The 20252-nt window shown below is 43.2% G+C and carries 19 protein-coding genes; 6 read left to right on the top strand and 13 right to left on the bottom strand.

The window, feature by feature from the left end:
- Positions 1-7 precede the first annotated feature (7 nt).
- The 7 genes from ED605_RS07400 to ED605_RS07370 all read right to left on the bottom strand — a co-directional run bounded on the left by ED605_RS07400 (position 8) and on the right by ED605_RS07370 (position 8886).
- On the bottom strand, positions 8-967 hold the full coding sequence (locus ED605_RS07400) for an ABC transporter permease (protein WP_121978248.1): 960 nt from the start codon (positions 965-967) through the stop codon (positions 8-10).
- Positions 967-1947 carry an ATP-binding cassette domain-containing protein gene (locus ED605_RS07395; RefSeq protein ID WP_121978247.1) on the bottom strand — a complete coding sequence of 327 codons (981 nt, stop codon included), beginning with the start codon at positions 1945-1947 and terminating at the stop codon, positions 967-969. Before ED605_RS07395 ends, ED605_RS07400 begins: the two co-directional genes overlap by 1 nt.
- Positions 1928-2965: an ABC transporter ATP-binding protein gene (locus ED605_RS07390; RefSeq protein WP_121978246.1), complete on the bottom strand. Its 1038-nt coding sequence runs from the start codon at positions 2963-2965 to the stop codon at positions 1928-1930. The genes ED605_RS07395 and ED605_RS07390 overlap by 20 nt, the downstream gene beginning before the upstream one ends.
- Before the next feature lie 205 nt (positions 2966-3170).
- Positions 3171-4373 (bottom strand): MFS transporter, encoded by a 1203-nt coding sequence (locus ED605_RS07385; protein ID WP_121978245.1) that lies wholly within the window; start codon positions 4371-4373, stop codon positions 3171-3173.
- Between the two features lie 179 nt (positions 4374-4552).
- The gene (locus ED605_RS07380; protein WP_121978244.1) at positions 4553-5206 is read right to left on the bottom strand and encodes an NAD(P)-dependent oxidoreductase; all 654 of its coding nucleotides are present in this window, start codon (positions 5204-5206) and stop codon (positions 4553-4555) included.
- Positions 5207-5247: 41 nt separating this feature from the next.
- Positions 5248-7506 carry a glycoside hydrolase family 65 protein gene (locus tag ED605_RS07375; RefSeq protein WP_121978243.1) on the bottom strand — a complete coding sequence of 753 codons (2259 nt, stop codon included), beginning with the start codon at positions 7504-7506 and terminating at the stop codon, positions 5248-5250.
- 21 nt (positions 7507-7527) lie between these two features.
- Positions 7528-8886: an SLC45 family MFS transporter gene (locus tag ED605_RS07370; RefSeq protein WP_121978242.1), complete on the bottom strand. Its 1359-nt coding sequence runs from the start codon at positions 8884-8886 to the stop codon at positions 7528-7530.
- A gap of 451 nt (positions 8887-9337) precedes the next feature.
- Between ED605_RS07370 and scrK the strand changes: the two genes are divergently transcribed.
- From scrK to ED605_RS07345, 5 genes are all read left to right on the top strand, one after another.
- Positions 9338-10213 carry a fructokinase ScrK gene (scrK, locus tag ED605_RS07365; RefSeq protein WP_121978241.1) on the top strand — a complete coding sequence of 292 codons (876 nt, stop codon included), beginning with the start codon at positions 9338-9340 and terminating at the stop codon, positions 10211-10213.
- Between the two features lie 63 nt (positions 10214-10276).
- Positions 10277-11278 (top strand): zinc-dependent alcohol dehydrogenase family protein, encoded by a 1002-nt coding sequence (locus ED605_RS07360; RefSeq protein WP_121978240.1) that lies wholly within the window; start codon positions 10277-10279, stop codon positions 11276-11278.
- Between the two features lie 29 nt (positions 11279-11307).
- Positions 11308-12048: a DUF6198 family protein gene (locus ED605_RS07355; protein WP_225419079.1), complete on the top strand. Its 741-nt coding sequence runs from the start codon at positions 11308-11310 to the stop codon at positions 12046-12048.
- 27 nt (positions 12049-12075) lie between these two features.
- Entirely contained in the window at positions 12076-12465 is a 390-nt protein-coding gene (locus tag ED605_RS07350; protein ID WP_121978238.1) for a VOC family protein, read from the top strand.
- Between the two features lie 83 nt (positions 12466-12548).
- Positions 12549-13895 carry a glucose-6-phosphate isomerase gene (locus ED605_RS07345; RefSeq protein WP_121978237.1) on the top strand — a complete coding sequence of 449 codons (1347 nt, stop codon included), beginning with the start codon at positions 12549-12551 and terminating at the stop codon, positions 13893-13895.
- Between the two features lie 66 nt (positions 13896-13961).
- Here the strand turns inward: ED605_RS07345 and ED605_RS07340 are convergent, their stop codons facing one another.
- From ED605_RS07340 to ED605_RS07330, 3 genes are read right to left on the bottom strand one after another with little or no spacing between them, the layout of a single operon-like run.
- Complete coding sequence (locus tag ED605_RS07340; RefSeq protein WP_121978236.1) at positions 13962-14564, bottom strand: TMEM175 family protein; 603 nt, start codon at positions 14562-14564, stop codon at positions 13962-13964.
- Between the two features lie 43 nt (positions 14565-14607).
- Positions 14608-16014, bottom strand: a complete 1407-nt coding sequence (locus ED605_RS07335; RefSeq protein ID WP_121978235.1) for an MFS transporter — start codon at positions 16012-16014, stop codon at positions 14608-14610.
- Between the two features lie 32 nt (positions 16015-16046).
- Positions 16047-17021 (bottom strand): LacI family DNA-binding transcriptional regulator, encoded by a 975-nt coding sequence (locus ED605_RS07330; protein ID WP_121978234.1) that lies wholly within the window; start codon positions 17019-17021, stop codon positions 16047-16049.
- A 156-nt stretch (positions 17022-17177) separates the two neighbouring features.
- Between ED605_RS07330 and ED605_RS07325 the strand changes: the two genes are divergently transcribed.
- Entirely contained in the window at positions 17178-17726 is a 549-nt protein-coding gene (locus tag ED605_RS07325; RefSeq protein ID WP_121978233.1) for a hypothetical protein, read from the top strand.
- A gap of 116 nt (positions 17727-17842) precedes the next feature.
- Here the strand turns inward: ED605_RS07325 and ED605_RS07320 are convergent, their stop codons facing one another.
- The 3 genes from ED605_RS07320 to ED605_RS07310 all read right to left on the bottom strand — a co-directional run bounded on the left by ED605_RS07320 (position 17843) and on the right by ED605_RS07310 (position 20075).
- Positions 17843-18028 (bottom strand): hypothetical protein, encoded by a 186-nt coding sequence (locus tag ED605_RS07320; protein WP_121978232.1) that lies wholly within the window; start codon positions 18026-18028, stop codon positions 17843-17845.
- A 60-nt stretch (positions 18029-18088) separates the two neighbouring features.
- Entirely contained in the window at positions 18089-19417 is a 1329-nt protein-coding gene (locus tag ED605_RS07315; protein WP_121978231.1) for a C1 family peptidase, read from the bottom strand.
- Between the two features lie 145 nt (positions 19418-19562).
- The gene (locus ED605_RS07310; protein WP_121978230.1) at positions 19563-20075 is read right to left on the bottom strand and encodes an ECF transporter S component; all 513 of its coding nucleotides are present in this window, start codon (positions 20073-20075) and stop codon (positions 19563-19565) included.
- Positions 20076-20252: the final 177 nt, after the last annotated feature.

Below are 20252 nucleotides of genomic sequence, written 5' to 3'. Positions count from 1 at the left end.
ACGCCTCCTATTCAACCCGAACTCGTGGGTCAACGATACTTAAGGCGATATCGGAAAGCAGGGTCCCCATTAAATTCAAGAAGCCGTATAACAGCACCAATGCGGTAATAACTGTATAATCACGGAAATTAATGGCGTTTAAAAATAACAGTCCCATGCCGGGGTAAGAGAAAACCATTTCGGTAAAAATGGATCCACCTAATAACCCGGTAATCGAATAACCGGCAAAGGCCGCGATCGGCAACAGAGAGTTCCGGAAAATATGATGACGATAAATGTCTTTCATTGGAACGCCTTTAGCCCGCGCCGTTCGAACGTAATCCGAATGTTTGGCATCGATGACCTCCGAACGCAGATATTGAACAATATTGACCGTCCCGAATAACGCGCCCAACAACCCGGGTAAAATAATGTGTCCCAGTCGCGATATCAGCGTGCCACCAAGTCCACTGGCCTGAGAGGAAACCGAGCCACTTGTTGGAAACCAGTTCAACGCATAACCAAAAATCCAAATGCCAATAACCAAGACAACGAAGAACGGAATTGACATGGTGACGTATGTATAAACACGAACCAACGTATCTTGAAGTTTGCCTTCATGACGACCAGCATAAATTCCTAAAGGTAGCCCGATCGCATACGTCAAAACCATCGTAAACAATGCCAGCCACAACGTATTCGTCCCCCGTTGTTTAATTAGATCAACAACTGGTTCCTGGTATTCATAACTCATCCCCAAATTACCGTGGAACAAATGGACAATCCAATTCCAATACTGTTGGTACCAAGGATCATACAATCCGTGAATCACCATCAAATGATGAATTTGAGCTTGACTGGCTCGGGGGTTAATGGTTCCGGTGAATGGATCTCCCGGCATGGCTTTGGCCAGTAAGAACACCAGCACACTTAAAATGACCAGCTCAGGAATCATAATCAGGAGCCGACGCAAAATTGTTTTCCACATTAGATGCTCACCTCTTCACGATTAGCTTGATTTTGATACTGGGTGGCTTGCTCAGGTGGCAGGGCAACCGAATGCGTCGCCGATATTTTTACCAGTGGAAAAGCCATCCCCTCTTGATCGTAGTAGGTTTGTTGCTGCTCTTGATAAATTTTTTCAATTTGCAGTCGGTGCTGACGATGTTCTTCACGATGATTAACGTTGGTTTCGGGAATCGCCGCCAATAACCGCTTCGTATAAATGTGCATCGGATGCTGATAGATATCTTCCCGAGTGCCCATTTCAACAATCCGCCCCTTATTCATGATGGCGATATGATTACACATATGACGCACAACACCCAAATCATGGGAAATAGACAGGTACGAAATATCAAATTCGCGTTGGATCTTCTTCATAAAATTAAGCACTTGAGCCTGAACAGACAGATCCAGTGCAGAAACCGGTTCATCGGCAATAATCAATCGCGGATGAGTCGCAACGGCTCTCGCAACGCCGATTCGTTGTCGCTGCCCACCGGAAAATTGGTGAGGGTACTTATAAAGCGCATCTGGATCCAACCCAACAATGTCTAACAGCTGCAAGACTCGCAACTTCTCGTTATTCTTACTTAAATGTTCAAAATTACGAAGCGGCTCGGCAATGATATCTTCAATTCGTTTCCGTGGGTTCAAGCTGGACAACGAGTCCTGAAAAATCATTTGAACATCATGGTTATAATCCAGTTCGCGCCGATTTTGAGCCTTAGTCACGTCTTTTCCCTTATATGTAACGGTTCCTGAAGTGGCCTTTTCCAAACCAATAATGGCTTTGGCAGTGGTTGATTTACCTGAACCGGACTCACCTACCAACCCGTAAGTTTCCCCCGCTTCAAGGTTGAACGTTACGCCGTCAACTGCCTTCACGGTGTCGACTACCCGATTCCAAAAACCGCCGCGAATCGGGTAATGAACCTTTAAATCTTTAATCTCCATTAAGCTCATCTTGAAGTGCCCCCTTCTTTTCAACTTGATCTGGAAAGTAAAAGTGCTGATAACACGTACATCGGACAAGATGACCATTCCCCAAATCGTGCATGGTTGGATTAGATTCGTGAGCCGAAGCCGGAATCCATGGAATTCGTGGTGCAAACCGATCACCATGCTTAGGCATTCGTTGCAAAGATGGCACCATTCCCGAGATCACGTAAAGTTCATCACCCTCGTCATTTCGTTGGGGCATTGACCGTAACAAAGAGCGGGTGTAAGGATGTTTGGGATCATTAAAAATCTGTTCAGCCGTCCCTTGTTCAACAATCTGACCGGCATACATCACAGCAACCCGATCAGCCGTTTCAGCCACCACACCAAGATCGTGGGTAATCAAAATTATCCCGGCATGATTTTCCTTTTGAATATCTCTTAAAACATCCAGAATTTGGGCTTGGATTGTGACATCCAGGGCAGTAGTTGGCTCATCGGCAATAATCAAGTCCGGCTTGCAAGCAATGGCAATGGCAATAATAATTCGCTGCCGCATCCCGCCGGAAAGTTGATGGGGAAATTGATGAGCTGTTCGTTCCGGATCGATAATCCCGACTTCATTGAGCAGTTCAATCACTCTGGCATGACGTTGCTTTTCTGTCATCTTCGTGTGATAAATCATGACTTCTTGAATTTGGTCTTCAACTCGTTTTAACGGATTAAGTGCCGATAACGGATCTTGAAAAATCATGCCAATCTTGGCACCTCGTAACTTGTTGTAACCAGTTTCGTCAAGTTTCAATAAATCGGTTCCCTCAAAATCGATTTCACCTGAAATCTTGGTCTCTGCCGGATCATGAAGGCCCATGATAGTTGTTGCCAATGTACTTTTACCGCAACCTGATTCACCTACAATGGCCAATATTTCATCATTGTGAACCGTTAAGTTGACATCAGACACCGCATCATAATAAGCCCCATCAATCTTAAACGCGGTACTGACATCTTTAACGTTTAATAGTGTCTTTCCGTTAGTCACATTTAATCCTTCCCTCTAAAAGATAATGATGACGATTCTCATTTTATGGCTTAACCATTTGAATTCCTCACTGAAAAAGTTGATAGTCTCATTGTATTCTAATTTTTATTTTTGTTAAAGCCTTAGGGCAATTTTTTTGCAAAAAGAAAAAAGCCACGGGAATTTTAAACAAATTCACGTAGCATCTTTAACTAAAATAAATATGTTAATTTTTAGAAGACTCTTTAGATTGATTTCGATTGAAAATTCTAACGATTTCGATACCAACGTAGCCGATAATCGTCACACTCACCAAGCCAATATAAACGGGTTTAATACCAAATCCGATATTTTGAAAAAGCCCTAAACTAAAAACCGTAACAGCTGCCAGAATATTTGAAAAGACCCCCTCGAGCATCAACAACTGTAAGCGATCACGATCATTAAGGCCGATTTGAATTAAGTTATCTAGCATGGTTCCCATTAAAACGGCACCCAAGGCTAACAATGCATACGAAAAAAGAACCATCCAAAAATTGCGGCTAGCGACCAATCCAATCGCGTAAGTAATGTAGATGACCCCACCAACCTGAAAGCCGGTGATATTTTTCACTCGAAGCCTGACTGTTGCCAAAATGGTAGACGTCAGTAAAAAGGCAACGGCTAAAAACGACAGTGAAAAAGCATACTGTGCCGAGGTGATCCCAACGACTTTCGTTACAAAGAGCACCTCAAAAGAATCCATCCCCGTCCCCATGTTATCCAATAACAGATAAATGACCAAAAAAGCCAACAGGCCATCTACTGAAAGCAGGCGGCGAATCATTTTGAAAAAATGTTTCATTAGTGAAAACTGACATGGCCGGCTTGCTTGATCCTCGAAGCGAATGGCTGGCAGCCTCAACAAAGTCAACGCACCGATAACCGTAATACCGCCATAGCTATCAAACAAGAATGTCGCCGGCTGCTTCTGTAACAAGCCAACAAGTAACGGCCCCAAGAAATAAGCGACTGATCCGACTGATGTAATGGCTGCATTGAATTGCGTTAAGTTTGGTCTATCAACCACTTTGGGAATTAACGCCATTAAATTACCATTGAAAACGTCACTCATCATTTCAATTAATAAGACGCCCAAAAAGAGTGTCATTTGGTGGATCAACAGGGGTAGCGCGATAAAAATAACTGCTTTGGCTAACTCCAAACCAATTAGTAGCCATTTCTTATTCTGTAACCGGGACGCTTGGTGATTTGCCGGTAAAGAAAGCAGGCTGCCGAGCACCTTGGTACACCATAGAAATAACACCGCATTGACTGAAACTTTGGCAAGAATAATGTTCAAAGCAACTGTGTATCCATATTGAGCTGTCAATGAAATCAGTCGATTAAATAGAATTGGTATATTTCTTTTTTGATACACGTGCCCCACTCTAATCCCACTCCTCATTACCACATTGATTAATAATGATTTCTCATATTTATTTTTTATTATGAGAAAAAGCTTAGTGATGTTAGCATAAAATAAAATATAAAAAAAGGAAAGTGATGTTTTTCCACTTTCCGTTAATTACCTGTAATCTATAAAAAATCAAGTTCATTGCTGAATGCTTATTTATTAACCACCGTAAATCGTTCATTATGATGCGATGGCGTAACAATTTCGTCAACAATCACCTTACCCATCGTCCCAGAAGTCACTTCGGATTTTCCTGAAGCATTTCTCAAAAGCTGATCCGTTCCTAATTCATAAGGTGCCAAATCGCCCGGTACAAAGTTGGCGCTTGGTGAAACGGCAACCCAGTTAACATCTTTCAATCCTGTTAGAAATTGATACTCTTCCGATTGAGCCCGTGGCGTTGCAATAAAGTTCTCTTTATTTGGTAGGCCTTCCAACTGATCAATTAATCGTTTACCGTTGCCAATTGATAAGCTGGCAGCCCCAAGGATAAAGAATAATCTTGGTTTCTCGTGTCCTCGTGCTAATTCTACTAAATGTTCAGCTAATTCGAGGTGTTGGTGAGCTTTGCTTGGATCATGCCCCGGCGAAAAAGCATCCACTACAACGTCTAAGCCGGCCAAATCGGCTACTTGAATGTCAAAGACGTCCGTTGCTTTAACCGTTACTCGATCGCCAAACATCTCATTTGCCTTGTTTCCGTTTCTCACAAATGCCTTAACCGTCAGCCCCTGTTTAAGCGCCTCATTCGTAATTGTGCTACCGGCCATGCCAGTTGCGCCAATCACGCCAATTGTTAGTGCCATGCCAAATTCCTCCCTTCTCCCGTTAATATAAGCCAGTCTCGTTATTTTGTCAGCTTAACCGCCTTATCACCAACCTCAATGGTAATCGGTTCACCATCAATTAGTTTGAAGTGAGCGCCGCTTTGGTCAACGGCTACTTCAATCAATCGATCACGAAAGACCTGACGGAATGAATAGCGCTGCCACTTTTTCGGTAAGAATGGGGCATAATGCAATTGACCATTTCGAACCCGCATACCGGCAAAACCTTGAACGACTGCCAGCCAACCACCAGTCATCGCCGTCACGTGTAATCCATCATCGGTATCGTTGTTATAGTTATCCAAATCCAAGCGGGCTGTCCGTTCATACAACTCAACGGCCTTGTCCTCATAATGCAGATCAGCCGCCAGAACCGAATGAATCGCTGCCGACAAGCTGGATTCGTGCACGGTAAGTGGTTCATAAAAGTCAAAATTAGCTTTCTTTTGAGCGGGGGTATAGTTATCAATAAAGTCCCAAATGCCTTGTAAAACATCTCCCTGCTTAATGTAAGGGGAACGTAAAATTTTATCCCAGGACCAGTGCTGATTAATTGGCAATTGATCAGCAGGAATTGCTGAAACCGGCTGAATATCCTTATCTAAGAAGCCGTCATGTTGCACAAAGATATTGAGTTTTTCATCATAAGGCAGGTACATTTGATCAACGATTGCTTGCCAGTGCTGCTTTTCTTCGTCCGTTACCGCTAATTTTTCAGCTTGCTGAGGAGAAACCTGCTTCAAAACCGACAACGTATATTTTAACGTCCACTGTGCCAACAAATTGGTGTACCAGTTATTATCAACGTTATTCTCGTATTCGTCGGGCCCGGTCACGCCATGAATCATGTATTTTTGTTTACGTTGACTAAAGTGAACCCGATCGGCCCAGAACCTGGAAATTTCCGTTAATACCTTTGACCCTTCATTTAAGACATAGGAGCGATCACCGGTATAGCGGGTATAATTATAGATGGCAAAGGCAATATCGCCATTTCGATGAATCTCTTCAAAGGTAATTTCCCACTCGTTATGGCATTCGATCCCATCGAAAGTCACCATTGGAAATAGTGCACCCTTCAAACCCTGTTGCTTAGCATTATGATAAGCGCCCGCCAATTGTTTATAACGGTACATCAGGAGATTGCGGGTCACTTTTGGATCAGTAATCCCAAGGTAAACGGGAACCGCAAACGCCTCGGTATCCCAATAGGTCGCACCACCGTACTTCTCACCGGTAAAGCCCTTTGGACCAATGTTTAACCGGGCATCCTCACCGTAGTAGGTTGAAAACAGTTCAAACATGTTAAAGCGAATGCCTTGTTGAGCTGCGGTATCGCCATCGATCTCGATGTCAGACTTGTTCCAACGAGCTTCCCAGACCCGTGCATGAGCATTTAATAAGTCATCAAAGGTCTTTGCGGCCGTTAGGTCACTTAATCGATGCATGGCGGTCGTTAGTTCCTCAGTTGTTGAATAATCACGCGAGGTCACCACAATGACTCGTTTTTCCAGTTGGGCAGTTTGATCAGGGCTTAACTCACCCACAAACCGATTAGCAACTTCTTTTTCAGTTGGTTGCTGGATGGTTACCGATTTTAAATCAGAAACATGACGCATCTCCATACCAGAGGTGAACCGCGGTGTGCCAAATGGATTGGGCGTTGTTTTTGCAATTACGCTTCCTGAATTTGGTTTCTGGTTTGTGGTAACCACTTCCCAGAAGCGTTCATCGTAGTTGGCATCTTCGTTTTTAACATCGGCATCAATTGCGGAATCAACGGTCACCGCCACCTTAGTGGTCCCCACGTTCTTCAAAGTCAGCCGCTGAACTGACAATTCCTGCTGGGCAACGCTTAGAAACCGCTCAAGGGTGACCGCAACCTGAGCTTGCCCCTTGGTAATTGTAAACGACCGGGTTAACGTCGCGTGCTTCATGTCAAGATCCAACTTAAAATTGCTAAATTGATCCTTCGCCAAATCAATCGTCTCACCGTTGAGTTGAATGGTCATCTTAATAAAATTAACTGCATTGACCACCTTACCAAAGTACTCGGGATAGCCATTCTTCCACCAGCCTACTCGGGTCTTATCCGGATACCAGACACCTCCCAGATACAAACCGGGAAGCGTGTCGCCACTGTAATCTTCTTCGAAAAAGCCGCGCATTCCCATATAACCGTTTCCTAAACTGGTCATCGATTCCTGAAGCCGCTTGTTTTCGGGGTTAAAGTCATGAGTGACGATGTGCCAGGGGTTAATATCAAAAATTCTCTTCATTTTTTCGAAATCCTTTCTAAATTAAGCTTTATACGTTTCTTTAATCAAACCAACGGCCAGGGCACCCAGCGCCATAATGATGCCGGCCAACAGGAACATATTCTCCTGAGCGTTCCCTAAGAGTGGAAATAGTGCAAAACTGGCAAGTGAGGCCACAATTTGTGGCAAGCAGATTGACCCGTTAAATAGTCCAAGATACGTCCCCATGTGTTCACCGGACAACGCATTGGTAATCATGGTTAACGGGTAGGTATTCATGGCCGCCCAAGCCATGCCAACCAGGACAAATGAAACGATTAATGCATATTGTGAATGAATAAAGAATACCGACAAGAAACCAGCGGCACCCAATCCTAAGCTCAGGGCATAGCCGAGTTTGTGATGGTTATTCGGCACTTTAGCCAAAACGTATGACCAAACAACGGCGGCAATTGACTGAACGGCAGCTAACACACCGTACCAGTTACCGGCGGCCTGATAGCCATTGGAAGCTGCGTTGGTAGTGTTCCAAACGTTATTGGCAATTGCCCCTGCTGAATAAGTCCACAGATACTGGAAAGCCACCCAGCAGAAGAACTGAACCAACGTCACTGTCCAGAAAACTTTAGGTGCTTTCTTCAAAAGCGCAAACCAGTTACCACCTGTCGTATTGGCTTCTTCGGAAATACCGTGATACCTGGCATAGGTTGCCGGATCATATTCATGAACTTTAAAAATTGTCAGCAAACTAGTCAGCAAAAGAATTGCCGCACCCACGTAAAACGAAATGACAACCGACTGGGGAACCACGCCCTTTTTAGCCGTGTTGGCAATCCCAAACGCTGTGAATAAGAACGGAAAGATCGCGGCAATTACCGCACCACCGTTTGACAAGAAGCTTTGAATCCCATACGCATAGCTCTTTTGATCATCGTTGACCATATCACCGACCATCATTTTAAATGGCTGCATGGCAATATTTGATGACACATCCAACAGAGCGACCGTTACGGCCCCAAAAAGCAGTGCCGTGATTGAAGCGTATCCAAAACCGAAACTCCCCGAATTCGGTAAAAGACACATCACCACAATGGCAATTAACGTGCCCAATGCCAGGTAAGGTAATCGCCGGCCACCCAGCTTAGGCGCCCAGGTCCGATCCGAATAGTAACCGATAATTGGTTGCACAATTAGTCCAGCCAGCGGTGGCAAAATGAAAAACCACCCCAGTTTGTTTGGATCAGCGCCAATCGTCTGGAAAATTCGGCTCATCTGCGAACTTTGCAGGGTAAAGGCCATTTGAACCCCCAAAAAGCCGAAATTGATCATCCAAATGGTACTAATGGGAAGCTTGGGCAACCCGGATTTAACAGTTGTTGCTTCTGCACTTTTTTCCTCCATGATGTTTTCCTCCAAATCTTCATTCCTAGAATTTTCAATAATTGCTTTTACGAGGATATTATGACACCGTTTTCATTTTAATGCAACCGGTTGCACACCCGATTTAATTGTGAATAACGCTTTCATATTGATAAAATACCAATGATAACGATTAATAAAGTTTGTGAAATATTTTTTCATATTGCTTTCAGAGCCCTAATCAAAATAAACTAAAAACACTAAACACCCCTGTGAGAATCTAATTTATCAGGCAGAAAAAAATTTACAAAAAAGTTTTAGCAACTTTTTTCACCCGAAAATGCCTGATGGTCTATACCTTATAACTTTCCTTGAAAAAAATATTGAGTTATATTGCCTCTATTTTCATTTACATTTGTCGAATATGTGTTATATTGAATCGTGATTCACAAGGAAATCATTGAACAGGATTAATTAAAGGTGGTGACAATTGATGTTACTTGGGAGTATTGAAGCCGGTGGAACCAAATTTGTGTGCGCCGTTGGCAATGAGGATTACCGCATTCTTGACAGCGTCCATATTAAGACAACCACGCCGGCAGAAACTTTGCAGAAAACCGTTGACTACTTCAAACAATTTAAGGAATTACAAGCCATTGCGGTTTCATCGTTTGGACCAATCGAGCTTCGGAAGAACTCACCGAAATACGGCTATATTACCAACACCCCTAAACCAGGCTGGGCAAATACCGATTTCGTAGGTCGCTTAAAAGAAGCATTTGACTTGCCGATTGCTTGGACAACCGACGTAAACGGCTCGGCCTATGGTGAATATGTCATGGCAACGTTATTTAACCAAAAGATTGACTCACTCGTTTACTTTACAATTGGAACGGGGGTCGGTGCCGGAGAAATTGTTAACGGCCGCTTTATTGGTGATCTTGGTCACCCGGAAGTTGGTCATGTCCGGCTAAAACGTCATCCGGATGATTTGGATTTCAAAGGGATTTGTCCATATCACGGGGATTGTCTGGAAGGATTGGTTAGTGGGCCGACGTTTGAAGCGCGAACCGGCAAAAAGGGACAAGACATTCCGCTAACCGATCACGTATGGGATATCATGGCCTTTTATGTCGCTCAAGCCGCTATTCAAGAAACGTTGCTCTTTAGACCCGCCAAAATTGTTTTCGGTGGCGGCGTTGTCAGCGAACCGTTCTTGAAAAAAGTGCGGGCCCAATTTAAAGACCTACTAAACAATTACGTTGATGTTGGCAATCTTGATCAATATATCGTCATGCCACTGGTTAAAAATAACGGGTCAGCCACTGTTGGTGACTTTGCTTTAGCTGTGGAAGAACTGAACAAATAATTTTTTTACTGAAAAACACAAACGTTTGTGTTAACGCTTTATATTCTAAAGGAGATTCTATTTATGAAAGCACTTGTCTTTACTGATATTAAAAAAATGGAAATTGAAGATATCGATACCCCAACAGTAAAACCTAACGAAGTTCGAATTAACACTGCCTACGCTGGGATTTGTGGCACTGATCACGCCTTATACAACGGCTTACCAGGATCTGCCGATGCTGTCCCACCCATTGTGTTTGGTCATGAAAATTCAGGAATTGTCGCTGAAGTCGGTGCCGACGTGACCAACGTCAAAGTTGGCGATCGGGTAACAGTGGATCCAAACATTTACTGTGGTCAATGTTTCTATTGCCATACCAATCGGCCTGAACTTTGCGAAAACCTGTCAGCCGTTGGCGTTACCAGAAATGGTGGCTTGGAACAATCCTTCACAGCACCAGCAACCGTTGTTTACCCAATTCCCGATGACGTTTCGTTAAAAGCTGCTGCCACCATTGAACCAATTTCATGTGCCGTTCACGGTATTAAATTACTTCGCCTCACTCCTTATCAACGCGCTTTGGTAATTGGTGACGGCTTCATGGGTCAATTGTTTGCCCAAATTCTTCAGGCATATGGCGTCCACCAAGTGGATCTTGCCGGGATTGCAGACGAAAAGTTAAAGCGTAACAAGGAAAAATTCGGCGTTAAAAACACTTATAACACGACTCGCGATACTTTACCTTCAAACTATGACGTGGTCATCGAAGCCGTTGGTTTACCACAAACCCAGGAACAAGCTGTTGAAGCCACTCGTAAAGGTGCTCAAGTTTTGATGTTTGGCGTTGGTAAACCGGATGCCCACTTCGAAATGAACACTTACGAAGTTTACCAAAAACAATTAACCATTCAAGGCTCCTTTATCAACCCTAACTCATTTGAAGATTCAATTGCCCTGCTTCAAAGCGGTAAGTTGGACGTTGAATCCTTGATTAGTAATGAATTATCCCTCGACCAAGTTGAAGGAGTCCTTCAAGGTAAGACCAAAGTAACATCAAAGGCCGTTGTCAAAGTAGGTGACTAGTTATGGTATCAAATAATGAGGAGGCCAATATGAACGATTCTCAAGTCTTAAATGGTCGCACCATCTCAATGAGTACGTCAATCCTTTACTTTATCATCTCACTGGTCATCAACTCAGCTGGAAATGTTCTGACTTTGGTTACCAGTGCCAAAATTCACCCATCCTATTTGGGTTCCGCCTATTGGACTGCCGCTGAAGCCAACTTAAGTGTCGCATTTGGTTGGAATTTGTTTTGGACATTCCTGATTTTGGGTGTGGCCACCACCATTTTAAATGCCATTTTAGTCGGCCATTGGAGTTGGCGGCGCGCCCTTGGCAATCTGATCTTTATGGTGCCCTTCTCTGCACTGATTCAGATCTTTGAAGATTTCTTTATCGGTAAGTACTCCTTCTTCAAAGGATTACCAGCCGCAAACTCTATTGGGATGATTATTTTCTACATTTTGCTAAATTTCTTTGGGGTCGCGTTAATCGGAACCGCCATTTCAATTTATCAGCGGGTCAATTTGGTGCTGCATCCAGCCGACGACCTCATGCAGATCTTGCGGTTTAAGTACTTTAAAGGCAATGCCAACGTTGCGATGTGGGCTTCCTACATTCCACCAACCATCATGGCAATTGTGGCATTTATGATCACCAAGCAATTCACCAACTTTGGGATTGGCACAATCTTCGCCTTTCTTTTCCAAGGCGGCATTACCGGCATTGCTGATCGACGCGTTTTCCCGGGTCTCAAACATCAGGCTTTGGACGTCGGTAAAACAGACTAGTTCACTTCATTTGAAAGGAAGTTCATCATGGCAATTAAGGATGATATTACTGGAATCCAGCACGTTGGGATTCCTTCAAAAGATTTAGATAAAACCATCACTTTTTATAAATCACTTGGTTTTGATCAAGCCGGCTTATTTCATAATGGCAAAAACCGGTGCGCGTTCATGCGCTTCGGCAATTTAACCATTGAAACCTGGGAAGGTGATCCAGTCGCTATGAAGGCTGGCGCTATCAATCATATTTCATTAAACACCCCCGATGTTGATAAGGCCTTTGCAGATGCTAAGGCCCAAGGACTCAACCTGGTTGATCAGGAAATTCAAGCAATTCCGTCTTTCTGGGATCATGGGATTCGTTACTTTAACATTCTTGGCCCCAATCAAGAAACGATTGAATTTTGCCAAATCCTATAAAAAAGGTTATTTTAATCATAGAGCGCTTAATTTGATGATACTATTAGATTAAGCGCTTATGTTTTCAGAGGAGGATATAAAAAGTGGCTCATATTAAATTTGACAGTTCAAAATTATCAAAATTCGTTCATGATAATGAATTAGGTGAAATGCAGGCAATGGTGACCGCGGCAGACGCTGAAGTCCGTCAAGGTACCGGTGCCGGTAGTGAATTCCGTGACTGGCTGACGCTACCAAAGGATTACGACAAGGCTGAATTTGCTCGAATCAAACAGGCAGCCAAGAAGATCCAAAGCGATTCCAAGGTCTTGGTGGTAATTGGTATCGGCGGGTCCTACTTAGGGGCCAAAATGGCCGTTGATTTTCTGAATGATACTTTCTTTAATTATTTACCGGACGATCAGCGGAAATTTCCACAAGTCTTCTTTGCCGGTAACTCATTAAGTCCTTCATACGTTTACGATCTACTTCATTTAATTGGTGACCGTGACTTTTCCGTTAACGTCATTTCAAAGTCAGGAACCACAACGGAACCCTCAATTGCTTTTCGAATTTTCAAAGATAAACTGGTTCAAAAGTACGGTGCTGAAGGTGCCAAGAAGCGAATTTACGCAACTACCGACAAGGCTCATGGCGCTTTACGTCAGGAGGCTAACGCCAACGGTTACGAAAGCTTTATTATCCCGGATGGTGTCGGTGGCCGTTACTCCGTGCTCTCACCGGTAGGCCTCTTACCAATTGCTGTTTCCGGAGCCAGCATCGATGAGTTGATGAAAGGGGCCGCTGACGCCGCTGACGCTTATACCGATCCTGATTTAACTAAAAACGAAGCTTATCAATATGCAGCTTATCGAAACATCCTGTATCGTAAAGGATTCACAACCGAACTGCTGGAAAATTACGAACCCAACATGCAGTATTTGGCTGAATGGTGGAAGCAACTGATGGGTGAGTCTGAAGGCAAGGATCAAAAGGGCATTTACCCGTCATCCGCCAACTTTACAACGGATCTGCATTCACTTGGTCAGTACATTCAGGAAGGGTTACGCAACCTGATGGAAACCGTTGTGAAAGTTGATCACCCGAACCACGACGAAGATATTCCAAAGGAAAAGGATAACCTCGACGGCTTGCAGTATTTGGAAGGTAAAACCATGGATTTTGCCAATACTAAGGCTTTTGAAGGTGTTGTCTTAGCTCATACAGATGGGAACGTGCCGAATATGAGCATTCATATTCCGGATCAGACTCCTTACACGTTGGGTTATCTCATCTACTTCTTTGAAATTGCCGTTGCCATCTCCGGTTACTTAAACGGCATCAATCCGTTCAATCAACCCGGCGTTGAAGCTTATAAGACCAATATGTTTGCTTTGTTGGGCAAGCCCGGCTATGAAAAGTTGGGGAAAGAATTAAATGATCGGCTTTAATGATTAAAGCCAACTAAAAATAACGACTGGGATAACTTAAAGTTGTCTCCGTCGTTATTTTTTAGTCTACAAATCCTTCTTTCGCTGATAGAATCGAATCACTCTGGTTACCAACACTCTGGAAAGGATGCCTAAACCAATCACAACTAATAATAATTTTGGAACCAGCAAGCTAACAATAAGATAAACCACGCTAATACTCAGCATTGCCTTAACAGACCAAAATTCTTCAATATCATGATTAGTCAACCGGAGACGATCCCGCCGATTCTGATTAATTACCAAACGAAACAACCACAATTGAAATAAATTCACTATAAACATCAAGGCCGCAAAACTAATCGCACTTTCCTTTGAGATAAAACTATTACTTAACCAAGTTGTTGCAAACGGAATCAAGCAAATCGGACACAAATAATAAAGATTGCCGATCAGAATCTTGATCGTAACCGTTTTTAAATTTGTAAACAATTCTTGGTGAAATACCCAGTATTGGGCAACCACTCCAAAACTGATTAAGTACGATAATAATTGAATCACTAAGCGATGACTCTCAAGACCAGACAAATTACCAATCGGTTCCTTAATGTCCAGTACCATAATGGTGATGACGACTGCAAAGACCCCATCTGAAATTGCAATCATGCGCTCCTTAGAATTTTTAAACATCTTCCCGCTTCTCCCCAAAATAAACAATTTCTACTCAGATGCCTTAACTAATTCGGCGAGTCTGGCGCTTCAAAACGATCCCAATTAGTACGATAGCGATCAAAATCAGGCCAAGCGAAAACATATAAGCGTAATGCATACCAAAAACAAACCAGTCGGGATGCTGATCCGGATAGGTCGTCATGCGTTGGCCTGCTTTAAGACTGATCCCGTGATACAGTAACGACGTCGCCAAGGCCAGTCCCATTGACATGCCCAAATTACGTCCCAGCGCTGCGATCGAACCGGCAATTCCTTGAAATTCCGGTGCGGCGTTGCCCATAATCATGGGATTGTTTTGAAAAGCGCCATTGGCACAGCCAAAAAGCGCCAGACCGATAATTAACCAAATAATCGACCAACTCGGTGTCACCAGAATAAAAATAACTTCCGGCACCAGAAAAATAAATAATGCCATGAACGAGACCTTTTCGGCGCCTAAATGATCCGAAATTGCCCCACCGGTTGGTGCACTGAAGACATTTACAATCGGCACAGCCATCAGAATCAAACCTGAGAGGCCGGAAGAAAGTAGCAGCCGGTCTTGGAGGTAAAATGGCATAATAACGTTATTGAAGTACCCGCACATGTAGACCAACATGGCCGATAAAATCCCAAATGTAAAGCCTAAATTATGAAAGAGCCGAAGATCAATCAACGGTTCAGCTTGCTGTCGTTCAATTAAAATAAATCCAATCAAAAAGCCGCCCGCTAAAATAGCCAGACCAATGATTTTCCAGTGGCCGAAGCCGATCATTTGTCCAAGAAAAATCATTACAAAAAAGCTGAGAATTAGACCTGTGTAGGCTAAAAATCCCCAAATATCAATTTTAGGCCGCGTCCGTAACGGCTTAGGGTGAGGAAAGAAATGGTGGCCCAGGAAAAAGGCCACAATCCCAATTGGCACGTTAACAAAGAAGATGTCATGCCAACTGGCAATGCTTAAAATAAGCCCGCCCACTCCTGGACCGGCAATATTGCCAATCTGGACAAACGCACTGTTGACCCCAAGCGCCAAGCCGTGACGACTCAATGGGAAAATATCCGTAATAATGCCAAAATTGGTGGCCATCGTCATCGATGCCCCCAACGCTTGCAATACCCGGGCGGCCAAAATTGTCGGAAGGTTAATACTCAGACCACATGCCAGTGACCCCAAGACAAAAATAACAGTTCCAATTTGAAAAAGCCGAACTCGACCAACCTGATCTGATAATTCACCAAATAAAATCAGCAGCACACAGATCAAAACCAAATAAACTGAAACAATCCATTCAGCCTGGTTATTAGGAATCCGGAGATCACGTGAAATTTTAGGGACCGCAATATTCACAATACTGGCGTCAATCGTTGACATAAAAGAGACGATTGACGTGGACATCAATAACACCCACTGATTTGGTTTCTGCACGCCTATCCCCTCCCTTTTAAAATTAACTTAAGCTATGCCAATTCAATGCTATGCGCGACAATTGTATGTTTCACCGCGTTGGCAATTTGAGTTGCTGGCTTCTCAAAAAGCAGTTGAACGGCTGCCTGTCCCATCTCTGTTGGATGTAGATCAACAGAGTGAAAATGTTGATTGGTCAACTCATTAGGCAGCGAATTATTGTAACCAACCACCTCAATTTCCCGATTTGGATAAAGTGTTTTAAATCGGTGGTATAATTTCAAGCCGGTATAATCATCTGTGGCAACTGCGCCATCCATTTGCGGATTGGCTTTAATTAATCGGCTCAACTGATCATCATCCTGATCGGAAACCGAAAAAATGACTGGTTTGCGATTGGTTCGCGACATTTCTCTCAGATACCCTTCTCGGCGATCCAATTCATAAGGCCAGCCGTTTGATGATTCCGCAAATATCGGCTGAAGGACATGGCGTTGGTCAATCAAGAAGCGGGTCCCATCCGCGCCAGCTCTAACATTATTATTATCAACGTAAGGCCACTTTTGACCCGCAGCGGGCTTTCCAATAGTCACAAAATCAACCGGTTGATGACGCAATAAATTAATCACCGGATCGTTAATATGAGAATACAGGAGGATAAACCGTTTAATTTGGGCGCCGGTAATCATTGATTTGACGTTTTCCAAAACCTGTTCAGTCGAATTACCAATCGCCACCGATAACACATAATTTCGAGAAGTAAGTTCTTCATTGATACCTCGTAATAATCCAACATAAAAAATGTTGTCAACGACGCGATTATTAACCGGGAAAATGACCCCAACCGCATTTGCTTCCCGATTGGTCAGGTTACGAGCGTTATAGTTCGGTTGATAGCCAAGTTGATCCGCTACCTCTTTAACGCGTTTCCGGGTGCGCGTACTAATCCTTTGATTATTATTGAGTGCCCGAGAGACGGTTGAAACCGATAACCCCATCTTCTTGGCAATGTCGCGAATGGTTGCCATACCTATCTTCCTATCTATATGATCGATCTGAGTCGATCAATTGTATTTCTAAATTGCGAACGTATTAAGATTTCGTTTCTTTTATTAATATTCGAACATACGACTAGATTTTGCAAGTGTTGTGTGATAATTTCATGATATGAGGTGATACGAATTATGGAAAGAAACAAATCATTAGCGGCTATTTTGGTCGTTACTGCGGGCCTGGGGCTTATATTAGCGGGTTGTGGCAAATCTTCCAGTAAAAATGCCAATCCGAGCAGTAAAACCAGTATGCAAAATCCAACTAAAGGGAAAACGGCAAAAGAAGCCCTGATTTCCAATGATAATCTTTGGTACATGAACGGCTCCATCAATTATAAGAGCAAAACCGGTATTGATGCCTATCAATTCAACCGACATAACCAGACCGTCACAATTTACAGCGTCAGCAAAATTTACAAAACCTACAAAGACGCCAAAAAAGCTAATGATTTGGATAAACAGGGAACGTTAAAATATTCCTTTAAAAACAAATCGGCTAATAATCCAGTCATTTATATGAAAGGAAAACTTTCAGATATTCCAATGGATCAGACCGTTTCAGTCAGAAGTAAAGTTTCTGGGAAATATCGCGCCGCCAACTTGAAGGTTTCCGGTTTTAAAGTAGTTCGAAGCTTGGATAACGATGATGCCAAACAAGTTTTGGTTACGCCGGGAAACTAATCTGACCTGTACACGAAAGATCGGTTTTTGTGCTAGTTATGCCATAAAAAGAAACGTCCCATGTGATCAACTATTTCAGCTGGTCACGTGGGACTTTTAAATTTACGGCTATCTTCTTATTTGATTTCTTTATATTTTTTCGTGGCTACAATTATGATTGCGATGCCAATCACTGTCAGTAACGCACATACCATCGATTCTTCTTTTGAAAAATAACAGAATGAGAATAAAAGTCTTGATACCCCTATAGACGCAAAACCAGCACCAAGGGTTCCGATCTTAATAGCCGTCGATTTTTTCAATTGTTATGATCTCCTTTAATTCACTGAAAATTAAGGTGGCAGTTGATTTTACATTTAAACTTATGCCAATGAATCCCAAGCAGGCAATTCAATCGGCGCCATCTTGAGTAATGCTTGTTGATCTTCTGTCAGGTACTTTTTATGAACAACAACTTCATAAACGTAGTCGTTCATCCAGCTGTCTGCCATGGTAAAGTAGCCCTTATTGCCGTTTTTATCGCCCCACGAATTTTCAACTTTCCATTTGGTAGGTTGACCTTGATCGTCCAAATCAACCCCGGTCAGCGTCATCGCGTGAGAAACCTCTGCTTGGTGATAGGTTAGTCGCTGTGCCTTATCCATTGCCAAATTGACATCGAACAAGTCACTATAACGATACAAGTGACTGTCCAAATAACCCTTTTTACGATCCATCTGTTCCAAAACATCGTTGCCGAACCAAACCGTTTCGCCATCTTTTAACTGAGCAATGGCTGCTTTCTTTAAAACCGCCATTGGCAAGTTCAAAAATTGAATCTGTTTACCGCCAACCACGTTGTTTTGACTTGGCAACGCGTACAGTTGATTAAAGGCCTTCTCAGGTGAATTTGATACCACAACGTAATCATCCAAATCAATTCCCAAATACTGGTCATAAAATTGCTGCGGCGTTAATCCCGAAACTTTGTGGTATTTCTTGTCATCATCACGATAGGAAAAATTAACCGTTGTTGGTGGCTCACCGAATGAATAAGCAGTTATTCGATACACTTCAGCCAGCATTTTTTGTCGGGCAGCGTTAATTTCTTCATCAGACTTACCGTCATTGACCAGTTGGCGAAGCGTCATCCCATCAATTCGCAGTTTTCGGTTCATCACTGTATCAAGTGCACCGGTATTCTCAACGTTACTGGTTTCCGGATAATCGCTAACCGGTACCACACCATATTTTTGAACCAAAGCAGCCGCCATCGCCCACTGACCACCATCGTCGCCGGGCATGCTTAAATAATAAGTAACTTCCCGATCATCAGCCGGCCGATCGGCAGTTGCAATCATGCGGCTATAATAAATGTTGGCTCGTTCGATGCGATCCCAGAAAAATAAGTATTTTTGAGAAAGATTGAAATCTTTAACCCGATATTTTTTGGCAAATTGATGCCGTAACGTATTGACCAATGCAAACAGCCAGCAACGGCCGCTTTGTTTCTGGTTGGTCACCGAGCCGGTTTGTAAATCAATCGAAAAAACCGGATCCAACCGCACTTGAGCATTGGGGTCTTGAGCCGCCTGATTAACCCCATTTTGGGTAATAATCCGAGAAAGCACCTCACTCTTAGGTGACTTCTTAAATTCATCATGTAGGCGTTTAACATCCTGTTTGCCTAAAGCGTCTTCTGTTTCCGTCATATAATAAAACCTCCAGTCAAAACTTGTCGTTGCTGAACATTGTATAGCTTTTAGATTGGTTCAGCAATTACGATTCAAAAATTAATCGAATAAAAACCGGCAGTCTTTATTAACCACCGGTTTCAAAATACATAGTCTACCAAAATCAATTATGGATCCGTTTTCGCAAAAATGGTGTGACCGCCAGTGCAATCACGGCCCCCACTAAGCCTTGAATGATGTTGGTGAAGATTCCCAAGAATCCGGCTGAAATCGTGTACAAAATCGTATCAGCAAAGAAGTACCCCACGACCATCACTAATGCGGCAATTAAAACTGCCAGTGTGTCGACATATTTCTTTGAGCTGCGATTCTTGATCCAACCGGCAATCAGGCCTTCGAGCCCGTGAACGACAAACGAAAAAATAGCATAATTTCCATAACCGGAAAGCATATCCAGCAAAAAGCCGCTCAAAGCTCCAACGGTTCCGCCCACTTTAGGGCCTAACAACAGGGCACTGATTAAAATACCGCCATCACACAAATTAATGTTCCCGTGAGTGCCAGGAATCGGAATGGGTGGAATCCCCATACTGACCGCCAAAGTCACCGCGACAAACATGGCGGTTAAAATAACTGTTTTGAATTGGGTTTGTTGGCCAACTCGTTTTTTATCCATCATCATAACTCCTTTCTAAAAGGTCTTCCTTCGCATTTTCAGCGGAAAAGTCATATCGAGCCCACTGACTGCTAAAAAACCTCAGTCGCGATAATAAGCATACCACATCGGCTGCACCGATTTTTCAATAAATCGATTTAGACAAACTTGACGTGCATGCCAGTCTCGATACTGCCA

The organism is Lentilactobacillus raoultii (assembly GCF_900411375.1).
GTDB lineage: Bacteria > Bacillota > Bacilli > Lactobacillales > Lactobacillaceae > Lentilactobacillus > Lentilactobacillus raoultii.
The sequence above is the reverse complement of the archived record's forward strand: the minus strand, read 5'-3'. Positions and strand labels throughout refer to the sequence as shown.

Coding starts and splice junctions, on each gene's coding strand:
- ED605_RS07360 (WP_121978240.1), top strand. CDS start 10,277: ATGAAAGCACTTGTCTTTACTGATATTAAAAAAATGGAAATTGAAGAT.
- ED605_RS07375 (WP_121978243.1), bottom strand. CDS start 7,506: ATGAAGAGAATTTTTGATATTAACCCCTGGCACATCGTCACTCATGAC.
- ED605_RS07400 (WP_121978248.1), bottom strand. CDS start 967: ATGTGGAAAACAATTTTGCGTCGGCTCCTGATTATGATTCCTGAGCTG.
- ED605_RS07355 (WP_225419079.1), top strand. CDS start 11,308: ATGAACGATTCTCAAGTCTTAAATGGTCGCACCATCTCAATGAGTACG.
- ED605_RS07325 (WP_121978233.1), top strand. CDS start 17,178: ATGGAAAGAAACAAATCATTAGCGGCTATTTTGGTCGTTACTGCGGGC.
- ED605_RS07330 (WP_121978234.1), bottom strand. CDS start 17,021: ATGGCAACCATTCGCGACATTGCCAAGAAGATGGGGTTATCGGTTTCA.
- ED605_RS07370 (WP_121978242.1), bottom strand. CDS start 8,886: ATGGAGGAAAAAAGTGCAGAAGCAACAACTGTTAAATCCGGGTTGCCC.
- ED605_RS07315 (WP_121978231.1), bottom strand. CDS start 19,417: ATGACGGAAACAGAAGACGCTTTAGGCAAACAGGATGTTAAACGCCTA.
- ED605_RS07310 (WP_121978230.1), bottom strand. CDS start 20,075: ATGGATAAAAAACGAGTTGGCCAACAAACCCAATTCAAAACAGTTATT.
- ED605_RS07340 (WP_121978236.1), bottom strand. CDS start 14,564: ATGTTTAAAAATTCTAAGGAGCGCATGATTGCAATTTCAGATGGGGTC.
- scrK (WP_121978241.1), top strand. CDS start 9,338: ATGTTACTTGGGAGTATTGAAGCCGGTGGAACCAAATTTGTGTGCGCC.
- ED605_RS07395 (WP_121978247.1), bottom strand. CDS start 1,947: ATGAGCTTAATGGAGATTAAAGATTTAAAGGTTCATTACCCGATTCGC.
- ED605_RS07380 (WP_121978244.1), bottom strand. CDS start 5,206: ATGGCACTAACAATTGGCGTGATTGGCGCAACTGGCATGGCCGGTAGC.
- ED605_RS07350 (WP_121978238.1), top strand. CDS start 12,076: ATGGCAATTAAGGATGATATTACTGGAATCCAGCACGTTGGGATTCCT.